At 74.6% G+C, this 14,264-nt stretch carries 16 protein-coding genes; 4 read left to right on the forward strand and 12 right to left on the reverse strand.

Translation table 11 applies throughout. The annotated features are described in order from the left end of the window. Positions 1 to 6: 6 nt before the first annotated feature. The gene (locus tag ACIA5A_RS18120; RefSeq protein ID WP_396763194.1) at positions 7 to 933 is read left to right on the forward strand and encodes an EamA family transporter; all 927 of its coding nucleotides are present in this window, start codon (positions 7 to 9) and stop codon (positions 931 to 933) included. Here the strand turns inward: ACIA5A_RS18120 and ACIA5A_RS18125 are convergent. The 4 genes from ACIA5A_RS18125 to ACIA5A_RS18140 form a co-directional block, all read right to left on the reverse strand. Continuing rightward, complete coding sequence (locus tag ACIA5A_RS18125) at positions 896 to 1,822, reverse strand: diacylglycerol kinase (RefSeq protein ID WP_396763197.1); 927 nt, start codon at positions 1,820 to 1,822, stop codon at positions 896 to 898. The genes ACIA5A_RS18120 and ACIA5A_RS18125 overlap by 38 nt on opposite strands. 92 nt (positions 1,823 to 1,914) lie before the next feature. Then, complete coding sequence (locus ACIA5A_RS18130) at positions 1,915 to 2,565, reverse strand: fasciclin domain-containing protein (protein ID WP_396763199.1); 651 nt, start codon at positions 2,563 to 2,565, stop codon at positions 1,915 to 1,917. Between the two features lie 88 nt (positions 2,566 to 2,653). Beyond that, positions 2,654 to 3,697: a zinc-dependent alcohol dehydrogenase family protein gene (locus ACIA5A_RS18135; protein ID WP_396763202.1), complete on the reverse strand. Its 1,044-nt coding sequence runs from the start codon at positions 3,695 to 3,697 to the stop codon at positions 2,654 to 2,656. Positions 3,698 to 3,802: 105 nt separating this feature from the next. Continuing rightward, the gene (locus ACIA5A_RS18140) at positions 3,803 to 4,501 is read right to left on the reverse strand and encodes a hypothetical protein (protein ID WP_181568159.1); all 699 of its coding nucleotides are present in this window, start codon (positions 4,499 to 4,501) and stop codon (positions 3,803 to 3,805) included. A gap of 145 nt (positions 4,502 to 4,646) precedes the next feature. On the opposite strand from ACIA5A_RS18140, the gene ACIA5A_RS18145 reads away from it, so the two are divergent. Then, the gene (locus ACIA5A_RS18145; protein ID WP_396763205.1) at positions 4,647 to 5,531 is read left to right on the forward strand and encodes an ABC transporter substrate-binding protein; all 885 of its coding nucleotides are present in this window, start codon (positions 4,647 to 4,649) and stop codon (positions 5,529 to 5,531) included. Positions 5,532 to 5,608: 77 nt separating this feature from the next. Here ACIA5A_RS18145 and tatC read toward each other — a convergent pair whose 3' ends face one another. The 5 genes from tatC to ACIA5A_RS18170 all read right to left on the reverse strand — a co-directional run bounded on the left by tatC (position 5,609) and on the right by ACIA5A_RS18170 (position 9,374). Beyond that, the gene (gene tatC / locus ACIA5A_RS18150; RefSeq protein ID WP_396763208.1) at positions 5,609 to 6,562 is read right to left on the reverse strand and encodes a twin-arginine translocase subunit TatC; all 954 of its coding nucleotides are present in this window, start codon (positions 6,560 to 6,562) and stop codon (positions 5,609 to 5,611) included. 21 nt (positions 6,563 to 6,583) lie between these two features. Continuing rightward, positions 6,584 to 6,928, reverse strand: a complete 345-nt coding sequence (gene tatA, locus ACIA5A_RS18155) for a Sec-independent protein translocase subunit TatA (protein WP_396763211.1) — start codon at positions 6,926 to 6,928, stop codon at positions 6,584 to 6,586. A gap of 184 nt (positions 6,929 to 7,112) precedes the next feature. After that, on the reverse strand, positions 7,113 to 7,361 hold the full coding sequence (locus tag ACIA5A_RS18160; protein ID WP_396763213.1) for a hypothetical protein: 249 nt from the start codon (positions 7,359 to 7,361) through the stop codon (positions 7,113 to 7,115). A gap of 10 nt (positions 7,362 to 7,371) precedes the next feature. Further along, a complete protein-coding gene (locus ACIA5A_RS18165; protein ID WP_396763216.1) occupies positions 7,372 to 8,379 on the reverse strand; it encodes a helix-turn-helix transcriptional regulator in 1,008 nt (335 codons plus the stop codon). Further along, a complete protein-coding gene (locus ACIA5A_RS18170; protein WP_396763218.1) occupies positions 8,376 to 9,374 on the reverse strand; it encodes a helix-turn-helix transcriptional regulator in 999 nt (332 codons plus the stop codon). Before ACIA5A_RS18170 ends, ACIA5A_RS18165 begins: the two co-directional genes overlap by 4 nt. A 105-nt stretch (positions 9,375 to 9,479) precedes the next feature. On the opposite strand from ACIA5A_RS18170, the gene ACIA5A_RS18175 reads away from it, so the two are divergent. Together ACIA5A_RS18175 and ACIA5A_RS18180 are read left to right on the forward strand one after the other, a co-directional pair. Continuing rightward, positions 9,480 to 10,469, forward strand: coding sequence for a cation diffusion facilitator family transporter (locus tag ACIA5A_RS18175; protein ID WP_396763220.1), 990 nt, complete (start codon positions 9,480 to 9,482; stop codon positions 10,467 to 10,469). Positions 10,470 to 10,512: 43 nt separating this feature from the next. After that, positions 10,513 to 11,598 carry a DUF3866 family protein gene (locus tag ACIA5A_RS18180; RefSeq protein WP_396763222.1) on the forward strand — a complete coding sequence of 362 codons (1,086 nt, stop codon included), beginning with the start codon at positions 10,513 to 10,515 and terminating at the stop codon, positions 11,596 to 11,598. Between the two features lie 13 nt (positions 11,599 to 11,611). On the opposite strand, the gene ACIA5A_RS18185 is transcribed toward ACIA5A_RS18180, so the two are convergent. The 3 genes from ACIA5A_RS18185 to prcA form a co-directional block, all read right to left on the reverse strand. Next, positions 11,612 to 11,836 carry a hypothetical protein gene (locus tag ACIA5A_RS18185; protein ID WP_396763225.1) on the reverse strand — a complete coding sequence of 75 codons (225 nt, stop codon included), beginning with the start codon at positions 11,834 to 11,836 and terminating at the stop codon, positions 11,612 to 11,614. A 60-nt stretch (positions 11,837 to 11,896) separates the two neighbouring features. Then, entirely contained in the window at positions 11,897 to 13,255 is a 1,359-nt protein-coding gene (gene pafA, locus ACIA5A_RS18190; protein ID WP_181568150.1) for a Pup--protein ligase, read from the reverse strand. A gap of 126 nt (positions 13,256 to 13,381) precedes the next feature. Further along, a complete protein-coding gene (prcA, locus tag ACIA5A_RS18195) occupies positions 13,382 to 14,215 on the reverse strand; it encodes a proteasome subunit alpha (RefSeq protein ID WP_396763229.1) in 834 nt (277 codons plus the stop codon). Positions 14,216 to 14,264 lie beyond the last annotated feature (49 nt).

The raw sequence follows: 14,264 nt of genomic DNA on the forward strand, positions 1-14,264 counted from the left end.
AGGGGCGTGAGCGCAGACCGCCCCTTTCCGCCGCCCGCGCCGGGCCGGCTCGGCGGGGTCGCGCTGGTGCTCGGCGGGGCGCTGTCGGTGCAGTTCGGTTCCGCGCTGGCCGCGCTGCTGTTCCCGCGCACCGGGGTGGCCGGGGCGGTCACCCTGCGGCTGACCCTCGGCGCGCTGCTGATGCTCGTGGTGTGCCGACCCCGGGTGCGCGGGCACGGGCGGGCCGACTGGACCGCCGTGGTGGCGTTCGGGCTGGCCCTGGCCGGCATGAACTCGATCTTCTATCAGGCGATCGAGCGGATCCCGCTCGGCCCGGCCGTCACGCTGGAGGTGCTCGGCCCGCTGGCGCTGTCGGTGGTCGGCGCGCGCCGGGCGGCGGCCTGGTGCTGGGCCGGGCTGGCGCTGGCCGGGGTGGCCCTGCTCGGGCAGGGCGGGTTCGACCGGCTCGATCCGCTCGGCGCCGCCCTCGCCCTGCTGGCGGGCGCCATGTGGGCGGCGTACATCGTCTGCTCGGCCCGGGTCGGCGCGCGGTTCCCCCGGGCCGACGGGCTGGCCCTGGCCCTGGCGGTGGCCGCGCTGGTCACCCTGCCGGTCGGGCTGCTCGACGCCGGCGGCCGGCTCGCCGACCCGGCGGTGCTGGGGCTCGGCGCCGCGCTGGCGCTGCTCGCCTCCGTGCTGCCCTACAGCCTGGAGCTGGCGGCCCTGCGGCGGCTGCCCACCGCGACCTTCGCGGTGCTGATGAGCCTCGGGCCGGCGATCGCCGCGCTGGCCGGCTGGTCGGTGCTCGGCCAGGCGCTGCACCCGGTCGAGGTGCTCGCCATCGTGCTGGTGGTGGCCGCGAGCGTCGGCGCGGTCCGCGCCGCCGCGCCGCCGTCGGCCGCGACCCCGCCGGTGGTCAGCGCAGCAACCGCAGCGCCGCCGGCACCGCGGTGACGGTCACCGGCAGGTCGGCGGCGCGCTCGCCGTCGGCGTACGTGGTGATGCCCTCGGCGGCCAGCTCCACGGTCCGGGCCCGGTAGGCGCGCACCAGCGGGTGGGTCACGTGGGTGCCCCGGTAGATGCGCGGCTTCACCCGCATCAGCGTGCGCCTGTCGAAGCGGCCACCCACCACCACGTCCAGCAGCCCGTCGGCCGGGTCGGCGTCCGGGCAGATCCGCATGCCGCCGCCGTAGCTGGCCGCGTTGCCGACCGCGACGAGCACCGCGTCCACCTCCTGCGGCACCCCGTCGAGGGTGAGCCGGTAGCGGCGCGGCCGCAGCCGGGCCAGCTCCACCAGGATCGCCAGGTCGTACCGGCGGGGGCCGCGCGGCCAGCGCATCCGGTTGGCCCGCTCGTTGACGATCGCGTCGAACCCGGCGGCGAGCACCGCGCCGTACCACCTGTCGACGCCGTCCGGACCGGACATCCGGGCCAGGTCGACCGGGCGGCTGCGGCCGGCGGCCAGCGCCGCGCCGATCACGTCGACGGCCGCGCGGGGGTCGGCCGGGAACCCGGTCTCCACCGCGAAGTCGTTGCCGGTGCCCGCCGGCACCGGACCGAACGGCACGGCCGTGCCGGCCACCGCCTGCATGGCGCGGTGCACGGTGCCGTCGCCGCCGACCGCGACAAGCGCCCCGGCGCCGCCGGCCACCGCGGCGTGGCACGCCGCCTCCGCCTCCTGCGGGGTACGCGCGCGCAGCAGCTCGACCGGACGGCCGGCGCGACCGAGGCGGGCCAGGATCTCCGGCAGCAGGCCACGGTGGCGTCCCCGGCCGGCGGTCGGGTTCGCGAGCACGGCGACGGGGCCGGGCGGGACATGATCGTGCGCGGTCACGGCGAGCACCGTACGGCACGGGGCGCGCCGCCCACCAGGGGCGACGCGCACACGTCGACGGCGCCCGGCACGGGTGCCGGGCGCCGTCGGGGGGCAGCGGGTCAGGGCAGGTCGATCGGGCGCAGCACCCGGTCCACCGCGTGGGCGATCTGCTTGTTGCCCTTGTTGATGTCGTAGCGGACCACCCGCGCGTCGCGGTCGTTGGTGTCCGCGTCGACCAGGCGCACCTGCCGGCCGTACCAGCAGCGCTTCACGTCGACCTCGACGGTGGCGCCGAGCGCGGTGGACAGCTCCGCGCCGTCGGCCTTCAGCGCCGCCTTGCGGTCGATCGTCGCGCCGGGCACCACGTGGTAGAGCAGCACGTCCTCGACGGTGTCCACCCCGAGACCGGCGACCGCGTCGAACGCCGCCTTCTCGCCCGGCAGCTGCCGCGCGTGGGTGATGTCGCGGACCAGCTCGCGGAACGCGTAGTCGTTCGGCACGAACGCGGTCAGCGCGACCGTGCCGTCGGTGAGCACCTTCACCGGCGAGTCCGGCTTGGCCTGGAGCACCGTCAGGACCGCCTTGGTGAGCACGTCGAAGTCCCGCGCGTTGCGGTCGAAGCCACTCTTGTCCGCGGTGAGCACGGCGGCCAGCGACCGGGTGCCGGGCTGCTTCGCGCCGGCCTGGGCGGGAACGGCGACGGCGGTGGTGGCGACCGCCGCGGCGGTGGCGCCCACGGCCAGCCGGGCGGCGAGACGAGCGATGTTCATCGGGGAGCCTTTCGTCGAGCGAACGGGTCCGTGACTGTCGTCACGACCCATGCTTCGCCCGGACCGTCCCCGATGGATGCACCGGATCTCAGAACGTCACGCGCACCTTCAGCGCGCTGCGGTCGTCCATCGCCCGGTAGCCGTCCGGCACCCCGTCCAGCGACACCGACCTGTCGAACACCGGGGACGGGTCGATGGTGCCGGCCAGCACGTCGGCCAGCAGCTCGGGCAGGTACGCCCGGGCCGGCGCGACCCCGCCGGCGACGGCCACGTTGCGGTTGAACATCTGCCCGATGTCGACGCCGGCGCTGCCGCCGTGCGGCACCCCGACGTAGCCGACCGCGCCGCCGTCGCGGGCGATCGAGATCGCGGTACGCATCGACTCCTCGGTGCCGACCGCCTCCAGCACCGCGTGCGCGCCATGGCCGCCGGTCAGCTCGCGGACCGCCTCGACCGCCTCCTCGCCGCGCTGCGCCACCACGTCGGTGGCCCCGAAGCGGCGGGCGATGTCGGTGCGGGCGGTGTGCCGGCCCAGCGCCACGATCCGCTCCGCGCCCAGCCGGCGGGCGGCCAGCACGCCGCACAACCCGACCGCGCCGTCGCCCACCACGGCCACCGTCGAGCCGGGCCGCACCCGGGCCGCCAGCGCCGCGTGGTGCCCGGTGGCCATCACGTCCGACAGCGCCAGCAGCGCGGTCAGCAGCCGGTCGTCGCCGGCGGCCTCGGCCGGCAGCCGCACCAGCGTGCCGTCGGCGTACGGCACGCGTACCGCCTCGCCCTGCCCGCCGTCGGAGCCCGGAGTGCCCCAGAAACCGCCGTTCGGGCAGGAGGTGTGCAGGCCCTCGCGGCAGAACTCGCACGTGCCGTCGGACCAGACGAACGGCGCGACCACCAGGTCACCGACGCGCACCGAGGTCACCGCGGCGCCGACCTCCCCGACCACGCCGAGGAACTCGTGCCCGATGCGCTGCCCGGGCTGACGCTGCGCCACCCCCCGGTAGGCCCACAGGTCGCTGCCGCAGATGCAGGCCAGCACCGTCCGCACCACGGCGTCGCCGGCCTCGCGGACGACGGCGTCGGGCACCTCCTCGACGCGGACGTCGTTCGGGCCGTGGATGACTGTGGCGCGCATCGGTGCTCCTGGGGTGGCGGCTGGTGGGAGGCTCGCGCGAACACTAGCCCCGCGCCGGGCCGCCGGCGCCCGACCGCCCCGCCCCGGGTGGTGCGGCTCACCCGCTCAGCGCACCACCAGGCGCTTGCTCACCGGGGCGACCCCGTCGCCCTTCACCTTGAGCGTCCAGGTGCCGGCGGCGCCAAGCGTCACCACCGTCTCGGCGGTGCCGTTCGGCTCGGCCTTCAACTCGGCCATCCGCTTGCCGTCGGGGTTGAGCACGTACAGCGTGCGGGCCCCGGCGGTCTTGTTCGTCACCTTGAGCGAGAGCTTCTCACCGGGCTCGGCGATCAACCCGTCGGCGCCGGTGAGCGTGTCACCGGTCAGCTCGACGGCGACCGCCCGGTCGTACGCGGTCTCGGCCGCGGCGCTGGCGACGTTGCCGTCGTCGGAGACGGTGATCCGGGTCCGCACCCCGTCGCCCTGCCGGCCGGGCTTGCAGGCCACCTCGTAGGAGCCGGTGGCCAGCGTGGCGCGCAGGTCGCCGGTGCGCCCCGCCGGCACGTCGGCCACCTCGGCGACGACCTTGGTGAAGCCGTCGCCCTCCCGGCCGTAGACGTAGACGCCGGTGGCCTGCTGCCCCCGGTTGGTCACCGCGAAGGTGACCGTGCCGGGGGTGAACAGCGTGGTGGTGACCTCGCAGCTGGTGTCGGTGGCGGTCACCGGAACCTGCTCGCCCTTCGGCGCGGGCTCGTCGTCACCGCAGGCGGTGAGCGCGGTGGCGGCGCAGAGGACGGTCAGGACGGCGGCGGTACGGCTTTTCATCGGGCGCTCCGGAACGGAGGTCAGCGCGCTGACCGGTACGGGGGTGGGGACTTCGCGAAGTCAGCAGAGTCTAAGCGGGCGCGGCGTCCCGGCAAGGCCCCAGGGCGGCTCGAATGTCCGGCTCCGGTGCGACGATGATGGCGGCATGCGACTGGTCTCCCTGCTCCCCTCCGCCACCGAGATCGTCTACGCCCTGGGGCTCGGCGACGACCTGGTCGGGGTGACGTTCGAGTGCGAGGTGCCGGCGGCGCACCGGGCCGGCGTGACGGTGGTGGTGGGCGGCCGGGACACCCGAGGCATGAGCCCCGGCGAGATCGACGGGTACGTGCGGGAGCGGGTCGCGGCCGGGGCCGACCTCTACACGCTGCACGCCGGCGCGCTGGCCGGGCTGGACCCGGACCTGATCCTCACCCAGGACCTGTGCCGCGTGTGCGCCCTGCCGTCGGGCCGGGTGGCCGACGCCCTGGACCACCTCGGCACCCGGGCGGAGGTGCTGTCGCTTGACCCGTACACCCTGGCCGACGTGCTGGGCACGATCCGCGCGGTGGGCGCGGCGGCCCGGGTGCCGGAGCGCGCGGAGGCGCTTGTGGACGGCCTGCGGGCCCGGCTGGCGGCGATCGGCGCGGCGGTGGCCGACCGACCGCGGCGGCGGGTGGCCGTCGTGGAGTGGGTGGACCCGCCGTTCGGCGCCGGGCACTGGATCCCGGATCTCGTGGACGTCGCCGGCGGCACGCCGGTGGCCACCCACCCCGGGGCCCGGTCCACGCCGACGACCTGGGCGGACCTGCGCGCCACCGACCCGGAGGTGGTGCTCGTCGCGCCGTGCGGCTTCCACCTGGACGGCGCCGCCGAGCAGGCGGGCACGGTGGCCGGGCACTTCCCCGGCGCCGAGGTCTGGGCGCTGGACGCGGACGCGCTCATCGTGCGCGCCGGCCCGCGCCTGGTCGACGGCGCGGAGGCGGTCGCCGCCATCCTGCACCCGGACGCGCTCCCGCCCGTCTCCCCCACCGCCGCCCGCCGCACCGCCTGACCTCGAGGTCGAGGCAGAAGCGGAACGCCGCCCTCGCGGGTGCGGGGGCGGCGTCCGGGTGGAGCGGGGGCGGCGGGTCAGGTCATGTCGTCGTAGCGGCGTTCGATCGGGGCGGGAGCGGTGATCGGGGCCGGGGCCTCGACCGGAGCGGACGCCTCGATCCGGGCGCCCGTCGGCACCGGCTCGTTCGACAGGTCCAGCGGCGACACCTCGTCGTCGGCGATGCCCGCGTAGACCTCCCGGCCCCGCCCGCGCCGCCGGTCGTTGAGGAACGCCACCCCGACCGCGCCGAAGTAGAGCGCGGAGAGGCAGATCGCCAGCGCCGTCATGCCGAACGGGTCCGGCGTCGGCGTGACCACCGCGGAGAACGCGAAGAACACGAAGATCGCCACCCGCCACCAGCTCAGCAGCCGCTTGGCGCTGGCCAGGCCGACGAAGTTGAGCATCAGCACGATCAGCGGGAACTCGAACGCCACCCCGAACAGCAGGATCAGATTCGTGATGAATCCGAAGTAGCGGGTGATGTCGAGCGTGGTGGTCACGTCGCCGCCGCCGGAGACGTCGAGCAGGAACTCCAGGCCCTTGGAGGTGACGAAGTAGGCCAGCACCGCCCCGCCGGCGAACAGCGGCGCCGCCAGGGCGGTGAAGAAGTAGGCGTAGCGCCGCTCGTGCCGGTGCAGGCCCGGCGCGATGAACGCCCAGAGCTGGTAGAGCCAGATCGGCGCGGCGATGATCAGGCCGACCCAGAGGGAGACCTTCATCTGCAACAGGAACAGGTCGGCGGGGCCGAGCTGGACGAAGTTGCAGTCGCCGTTGATCAACCGTGCCTTGGGCAGGTCGCAGTAGGGCTTCTGCAACAGGCGCATCACCGGCGCGGAGAGCCAGACGCCGAAGCCGAAGCCGACCAGGATCGCCAGCGACGCCCGGAACAGGCGGTTCCGCAGCTCGCGGATGTGCTCGATGAGCGTCATCGAGCCGTCGGACGCGCGCGCGAACGTGCTCGGCCCGCGCTTCTTCAACCCGAAGGCCACGGTGGTGGGGGCCCTTCCGGCTCAGTTCTCGCGGACGCGGTGCACCGGGTCGACCGGCGGGGCGACCGGCTGCTGCGGCTGCGGGGCGTACTGCTGCTGCTGGGGCTGCGCGAACTGCTGCTGGCCCGGCGCGTACTGCGGGTGGCCCTGGACCGGCTGCTGGGGCGGGAGCGGCTGGTAGCCGGCCTGCGCGTCGGCCTTCTCGGCCAGGTCACGGTCGTCGTCGTGCAGGCTCTTGGTCTCGGCCTTGATGATCCGCAGCGAGCGGCCCAGCGAGCGGGCCGCGTCGGGGAGCCGCTTCGCGCCGAAGAGCAGGATCAGCACGACCACGAGTACGGCGATGTGCCACGGCTTGAGGGCACCCATGGGAAGCTCCAGTCGCTCTGTGTCGGTGTGTGGTGGGTCGCCGCCCATCGTACGTGCGTCGCAGCGGCTTGCCACCCCCGCCGGGTCTGCTGGTGCCGGCCCGGTCGGTGAAGTCTCGACCAACCCGAAGTGTCCCGTCAACCACCCGTCACGCAGCATTCGGGTGGGAAACGACCCACGTCGATCACTCCCCGCGCTTGGCCTTGATCAACGTGACGCGCTGCTGCGCGACGGCCGCCCGCTCCTGCAACGTCTCGGCCCGCGCCTGCAACTCCTCGGCGGCCGCGCGCAACGACTCCGCCTCGGTCGCCCGGCGCTGCAACGCCACCGCCGACCGGCGCAGCCGGGGCAGCCGCGCCACCACCGGACGGACCGCGAGGGCCAGCACGACCAGCGCGAACAGCACGACCCCGAGCACGATCCAGATCACCACGGCGGTCAGCCTAGCCGGTGACGCCGGTCGCCGCCGGATCGGCGGTGCCGGTGGGGACCGCGTACGCGTCGAGCGCGGCGACCGCCTGGGCGCGGACCTGCTCGGCCAGCTCGGCCGGGGCCACCACCGTCGCCTCCGGGCCCAGCCCCAGCACGAACCGGCGGGCCCAGCCCAGGTCGGTGACCCGCAGCGACACCAGCCACTGCTCGCCGTCGGCCTCGACCCGCTCGCACGGATAGTATTCGGTGATCCACCGCTCGCCCCGGCCGATCCGCAGCGTGATCAGCGGCAGGTCGGCCGAGGGCCGGAACACCCCGTCGCTCAGGTCGTGCGGGCGGGCCTGCGGCGGCACCACGGCCCGCTCCGGCAGCTCGGTGACCGCGTCGATCCGGTCGGCGCGGAACAGCCGGACCGCCTCCGCCCGGCGGCACCACGCCTCCACGTACGCCCGGCCGCCCACCATCAGCATCCGCAGCGGGTCGATGGTGCGTTCGGTGGTCTCGTCCCGGGCCGGCGTGTAGTAGGTGATCCGCAGCGCCCGGCCCCGCTCGACCGCGGCGCGCAACTCCCGGACCCGGGCGGTGTCGCCCGGCAGCCGCACCTCGACCGGCGCGCCGGCCAGGTCACCGGCCGCGCTCTCGATCTTGGCGAGGGCCCGCTCCACCGCCTCCCGGTTGGCCACCCCCGGCGTCTCGGCGAGCATCCGCAACGCCACCACCAGGGCCAGCGCCTCGTCCGGGGTGAGTCGCAGCGGCCGGTCGATGCCGGCGTCGTAGGTGATGGTCACCCGGTCGCCGTCGAACGCCATGTCGATCAGGTCACCCGGGCCGTAGCCGGGCAGCCCGCACACCCAGAGCAGCTCCAGGTCCTCCCGCAACTGCCGCTCGGTCACCCCCAGGTCGTGCGCCGCCTCGGCGATCTCGATGCCCGGTCGGGCCAGCAGGTAGGGCACCAGGTTGAGCAGCCGGGCCAACCGGTCGGCCGAGGCGCGACCGCCGCGGGTCGCCGGCCGGGTCACCGGGCACCCCCGGTGACCGCCAGCTCGTCGTGCCGGGCGGCGACCTCCTTCAACCGCTGGATGACCGCCTCCCGCACCTCCGGCGGCTCCAGCACCCGCACCTCCGGGCCGTACCCGACGATCTGGCCGGCCAGGAAGTCCGCGTCGGCGTACGGCAGCACCAGCCGGTCGCCGTCCGGCCCGGCGTGGCTCTCCACCGCCCAGCGGCGCAGCCCCGCGGCGCGCCCCGGCGCCACCAGCACGCTCGCCCGACCGGTGCGCTCCACCGGCCCCGACCAGCGGGCCACGTGGCTGATCAGGTCCACCCCGGCGGGCGGCTGGTAGGCGCCCGGCTCGCCGGTCGCCCGCACCGTGCCCACCACCCGGGAGAGCCGGAAGCAGCGGGTCGCCGCCCGGTCCAGGTCGTGACCGACCACATACCACCGGCCGCGCCAGCAGACCACGCCCCACGGCTGCACCCGGCGGCGCGTCGGCGCGTCCCGGTCCGGCACCCGGTAGTCGAAGGTGACCTCCCGCCGGTCGCGCGCCGCGGCGGTCAGCGGCGCGAACGCCGGGTCGACCGTGACCATCGGCTCCAGACCCAGCGTGGCCTGCGGATCCACGTCGATGCCGGCGGCGCGCAGCTTCGCCAGCCCGGACGACGCGGCGGCGGCCAGGCCGGCGTGCTGCCACAGCCGCGCCGCGATGCCCACCGCGGCGGCCTCGTCCGGCTCCAGCGGGATGTCGGGCAGCGCGTACTCCCGGTGCGCGATCCGGTAGCCCGGCTCGGCGTCGAAGACGCTCGCCGTCCCGGTCTCCAACGGCACGCCCAGCTCCCGCAGCTCGGCCTTGTCCCGCTCGAACTTGCGCTGGAACGCCTCGTGGTCCTTGGCGTCGTCCGGATCGTGCTCGTAGCCGGGCACGGTCGCGGCGATCTGGGCCGCGGTCAGGAAACGCCGCGTGGACAGCAGGCAGATCACCAGGTTGACCAGGCGTTCGGTACGGGTCCGGGACACGTACCGAACGCTAGCAGCCCGCACGTCCGACGCGGGCACCCGCGCGGGCGCGGCGCGGCCCCGGCTCGACGCGCGGGCCCCCGGGACCGGTCATAGGGTGGGCGAATGGCGGAAGCGGAAGTCAAGACCGAGAGCGTCGGCACCGTCGTGGTGGCCGGCGCGGCGAACCTCGCCATCGCGATCGCCAAGCTGGTCGCCGGCCTGATCTCCGGCTCCGCGGCGATGCTCTCCGAGGCCGCCCACTCGGTCGCCGACACCACCACCGAGGTGCTGCTCTACCTGGCGCTGCGCCGGGGCGCGCGGCCCGCCGACACCCGCCACCCGTTCGGGTACGGCAAGGAGAGCTACGTCTGGGCGTTCCTCGCCGCGCTGTTCACGTTCGTCGCCGGTGCCGGCTTCGCCATCACCCACGGCGTCACCACCATTCTCGTGCACGAGCACACAGGCAACTACCTGACCGCGTACGTCGTGCTGGCCGTCTCGTTCGCCATCGAGTCGGTGTCGCTGGCCCGGGCCGTACGACAGGTGCGCGGCGAGTCGAAGCGCTGGCGCACCACGCCCCGCCGCTACCTGCGGATCACCGCCGACACCACGGTCAAGGCGGTCTTCCTGGAGGACAGCGCCGCGCTGATCGGCCTGCTGCTCGCCGCCGCCGGGCTCACCCTGTCGCACCTCACCGGCGACGAGGTCTACGACGGCGTCGCCTCGATCCTCATCGGCGTGCTGCTGCTGGTGGTCGCCGCCGTCCTCGCCCGCAGCAACATCTCCCTGCTGGTCGGCCGCGCCGTCTCCGAGCGGGTGCACCGCCGGATCGAGCGGGAGCTGGCGCAGCTCCCCACCGTCGACCGGATCGACACGCTGATGACCATGGTCCTCGGCCCGGACGACATCCTCGTCGCCGCCAAGGTCGACTTCCGCGACGACGCCACCGGCGCCGAGATCGAGGCCGCCGCCGACGAGGCCGAACGGCGGCTCACCGCGGAGTTCCCGGAGATCGCGTACGTCTTCCTCGACCCGACCCGCTCCCGCGGCGCCGGCCGCCGCGCCCGGACCACCCAGGACGAGCCCGGCCGGCCGGTCGACCAGGAGGCCTGACCCGGCCGGCGACCGCCGGGGCGCCGGCCGATAGCGTGCCGGCATGGTGCGATGGCGGTCCGGCACGGTCACGACGGTACGGCGACGGTGGGCCGGCGCGGTCGAACTCGACGTCGAGCTGCCCGACGGCGCCCGGATGCGGGCCCTGGCCTACCCGGCGCTCGTCGGCGACCCCGAGCCGGGCGACCGCGTCCTGCTCAACGCCGGCGCCCTGCTGATGGGCCTCGGCACCGGCGGGTACGCGCTCGTCGTCGCGCTGCCCGACCGGCTCCCCGCCGACCCGCCGCAGGCCGGCGACACCCGCGACGCCGGGCACCTGGTCAAGGCCCGCTACACCCCGCTGCAGCCGATCCTGCTCGGCGTCGACGAGGAAGCCTCCCCGCACCACGCCCGGCTCGCCGACGCCGAGACCATCGACGGGATGCCGGTGGTCACCGCCGACCTGCACTCCGCCCTGCCCGCGATCCTGGCCGGCGTGCACGCCGACGCCCCCGGCGCCCGGGTGGCCTACCTGCTCACCGACGGCGGGGCGCTGCCCGCCTGGTTCTCCCGCACCCTGGCCGGACTCGCCGGCCACCTCGCCGGCACCGTCACCGTGGGGCAGGCGTTCGGCGGTGACCTGGAGGCCACCACCCTGCACAGCGGCCTGCTCGCCGCCCGGCACGTGCTCCACGCCGACCTGGCGATCGTCGCCCAGGGGCCGGGCAACCTCGGCACCGGCACCCGCTGGGGTTTCTCCGGCGTCGCCGTCGGCGAGGCCGTCAACGCCGTCGCCACGCTCGGCGGGCGCCCGGTCGGCTCGCTACGCGTCTCCGACGCCGACCCCCGGCCCCGGCACCGCGGCGTCTCGCACCACAGCCTCACCGCGTACGGCCGGGTGGCGTTGGCCCCCGCGGAGCTGGTCGTGCCGGACGGCCTCGACCCGGAACTCGCCGCCGCCGTGGCGACGGCGCTGGCGCCCCTCGCCGACCGGCACCGGATCGTCACCGCGCCCACCGACGGCCTCGACGCGGCGCTGCGCGCCAGCCCGGTCGGACTGTCGACGATGGGCCGTGGCCTCGACGCCGACCACGCCTACTTCCTGACCGCCGCCGCCGCCGGCCGGCACGCCGCCGGCCTGCTCGGCTGAGCCGGGCGCCGGATCAGCCGAACCAGAGGATCAAGCCGATCCAGGCGACCACGATCACGACCAGCGCGACCGCCATCGCCCAGGTGGGGATCCGGTGGTCACCGCGACGGTTGCGCTCGATCTCGGCGCGGATCTTCTCCCGCCGCCTGTCGATCCAGTTGAGCTTCTCGGCGCCGCCGTCCCGCGCGCGGCCGGAGGTCTGGCCGCGCTCGCGGCCCTGCGGTTCGGAAGTGTCCATGGCGACGCCAGCGTACCGGTGCCCGGGCGGCCGGCGTCGGGCACCGGCCGCCCACCGGCCTCACATGCTCGCGATCAGCCGTTCCACCCGCTCGTCGTACGCCCGGAACGGGTCCTTGCAGAGCACCGTGCGCTGCGCCTGGTCGTTCAACTTCAGGTGCACCCAGTCGACGGTGAAGTCACGCCGCTTCTCCTGGGCGTGCCGGATGAACTCGCCCCGCAGCCGCGCCCGGGTGGTCTGCGGCGGCGTCTCCTTCGCCTCGAAGATCTCCGGGTCGTTGGCCACCCGGTCGACCTCGCCCCGACGCTCCAGCAGCCCGTAGAGGCCCCGGCCACGCCGCAGGTCGTGGTAGGCCAGATCCATCTGCGCCACCCGCGGATGCGACAACGGCAGGTCGTGCTTGCGCTGGTAGCGCTCGATCAACTTCAGCTTGCTCACCCAGTCGATCTCCCGCGCCACCGGGTCCAGGTCACCGGTCTCCACCGCGCGCAACACCCGCGCCCACAGGTCCACCACCCGCTTGGCGGTCTGGTCACCGCCCCGGCGCTCCACGAACTCCGTCGCCTTGGCCAGGTATTCCTGCTGGATCTCCAGCGCCGACACCTCCTTGCCGGAGGACAGGCGGACCTTGCGCCGGCCGGTGATGTCGTGCGACACCTCGCGGATCGCCCGGATCGGGTTCTCCAACGTGAGGTCCCGCATCACCACACCGGCCTCGATCATCCGCAGCACGATGTCGGCGGTGCCGACCTTCAGCAGCGTGGTGACCTCGTTCATGTTGGAGTCACCGACGATCACGTGCAGCCGGCGGTAGCGTTCCGCGTCCGCGTGCGGCTCGTCGCGGGTGTTGATGATCGGCCGGCTGCGGGTGGTCGCCGAGGAGACGCCCTCCCAGATGTGCTCCGCGCGCTGCGACAGGCAGTAGACCGCGCCGCGCGGCGTCTGCAACACCTTGCCCGCGCCGCAGATCAACTGTCGGGTCACCAGGAACGGGATCAGCACGTCCGCCAGGCGGCCGAACTCGCCGTGCCGGGACACCAGGTAGTTCTCGTGACAGCCGTACGAGTTGCCGGCCGAGTCGGTGTTGTTCTTGAACAGATAGATCTCGCCCGCGATGCCCTCGTCGTGCAGCCGCTTCTCCGCGTCGACGAGCAGCCCCTCCAGGATCCGCTCACCGGCCCTGTCGTGGGCCACCAGGTCGGTCACCGAGTCGCACTCCGGAGTGGCGTACTCCGGGTGCGAACCGACGTCCAGATAGAGGCGGGCGCCGTTGCGGAGGAACACGTTGCTCGACCGGCCCCACGACACCACCCGCCGGAACAGGTACCGCGCGACCTCGTCGGGGGACAGACGGCGTTGCCCGCGATAGGTGCAGGTGACGCCGTACTCGGTTTCGAGGCCGAAGATTCGCCGCTCCATGATGAGACACTAGCCGCCCGGAGCCCCCGATGGGCAGCGCGCGGCGTCACCGTCCTGCGGCGACCCAGCCCCGGACAGCATCGAACCCCGCCACCTCGCGACGTGACGGGGTCCGACGACACCGCCTCACTCGCCCGGCGTGTCCTCCGGGTTGCCCTCCAGGTCGGCGGAGCCGGCCGAGGTGGTCGGCTTCTTCGCCTCCTCGGTCGGCACGGTCGGGGTCTTCGCCCGCCCCGGCGCCGGCGCGACGTCGCCCTCCGAATTGCCGTCGAGCAGCGCGGACAGCGCCGCCCCGGTGATCCGGCGGAACGTCCGGCCCACCCGGCCCCGGTCCAGGACCGCCACCTCCAACTGGTTCGCGGCGATCGTGCGGGCCGCGCCACCTTCACCGCCGACGCTGCTCAGCGCCTTCATCGCGGCGCGCACCGCCTCGGACAGCGACATCTCCGGCCGGTGCTCGTTCTTCAGCACCCCGGCGATCGCCTCCGACTGCCCGCCCATCGCCATCCGGCCCGGCTCGTCGTTGACCGAGCCGTCGTAGGTCACCCGGTAGAGCGAGTCGTCCTCCGCCGAGGCGCCCACCTCGGCCACGCAGATCTCCACCTCGAACGGCTTCGACTGCTCGGTGAAGATGGCGCCCAGCGTCTGCGCGTACGCGTTCGCCAGGGCCAGGCCGTTGACGTCACGCCGGTCGTAGCTCAGGCCGTTCAGGTCGGCCATCCGCACGCCCGCGCGGCGCAGGTTCTCGAACTCGTTGTAGCGGCCGACGGCGGCGAAGCCGATCCGGTCGTAGATCTCGCTGACCTTGTGCAGCGTGCTGGACAGGTTCTCGGCGACGAAGAGCACGCCGCCGGCATAGCTCAGGACCACCGCGCTGCGGCCCCGGGCGATGCCCTTGCGGGCCAGCTCGGAGCGGTCGCGCATGATCTGCTCGGGCGAGGCGTAGAACTGCATGGCCACGGCGGCGGTTCTCCTTCGTGCCTGTGGTGCGGGACTGCTGACTCGGTGG

It is taken from the genome of Micromonospora sp. NPDC051300, assembly GCF_044455315.1.
Taxonomy (GTDB): Bacteria; Actinomycetota; Actinomycetes; order Mycobacteriales; family Micromonosporaceae; genus Micromonospora; species Micromonospora robiginosa.

Excerpts from the sequence above, each read along its gene's own strand:
- ACIA5A_RS18130 (WP_396763199.1), bottom strand. The coding sequence starts at position 2,565 with ATGAACATCGCTCGTCTCGCCGCCCGGCTGGCCGTGGGCGCCACCGCC.
- ACIA5A_RS18135 (WP_396763202.1), bottom strand. The coding sequence starts at position 3,697 with ATGCGCGCCACAGTCATCCACGGCCCGAACGACGTCCGCGTCGAGGAG.
- ACIA5A_RS18140 (WP_181568159.1), bottom strand. The coding sequence starts at position 4,501 with ATGAAAAGCCGTACCGCCGCCGTCCTGACCGTCCTCTGCGCCGCCACC.
- ACIA5A_RS18145 (WP_396763205.1), top strand. The coding sequence starts at position 4,647 with ATGCGACTGGTCTCCCTGCTCCCCTCCGCCACCGAGATCGTCTACGCC.
- tatA (WP_396763211.1), bottom strand. The coding sequence starts at position 6,928 with ATGGGTGCCCTCAAGCCGTGGCACATCGCCGTACTCGTGGTCGTGCTG.
- ACIA5A_RS18175 (WP_396763220.1), top strand. The coding sequence starts at position 9,480 with ATGGCGGAAGCGGAAGTCAAGACCGAGAGCGTCGGCACCGTCGTGGTG.
- ACIA5A_RS18180 (WP_396763222.1), top strand. The coding sequence starts at position 10,513 with ATGGTGCGATGGCGGTCCGGCACGGTCACGACGGTACGGCGACGGTGG.
- ACIA5A_RS18185 (WP_396763225.1), bottom strand. The coding sequence starts at position 11,836 with ATGGACACTTCCGAACCGCAGGGCCGCGAGCGCGGCCAGACCTCCGGC.
- pafA (WP_181568150.1), bottom strand. The coding sequence starts at position 13,255 with ATGGAGCGGCGAATCTTCGGCCTCGAAACCGAGTACGGCGTCACCTGC.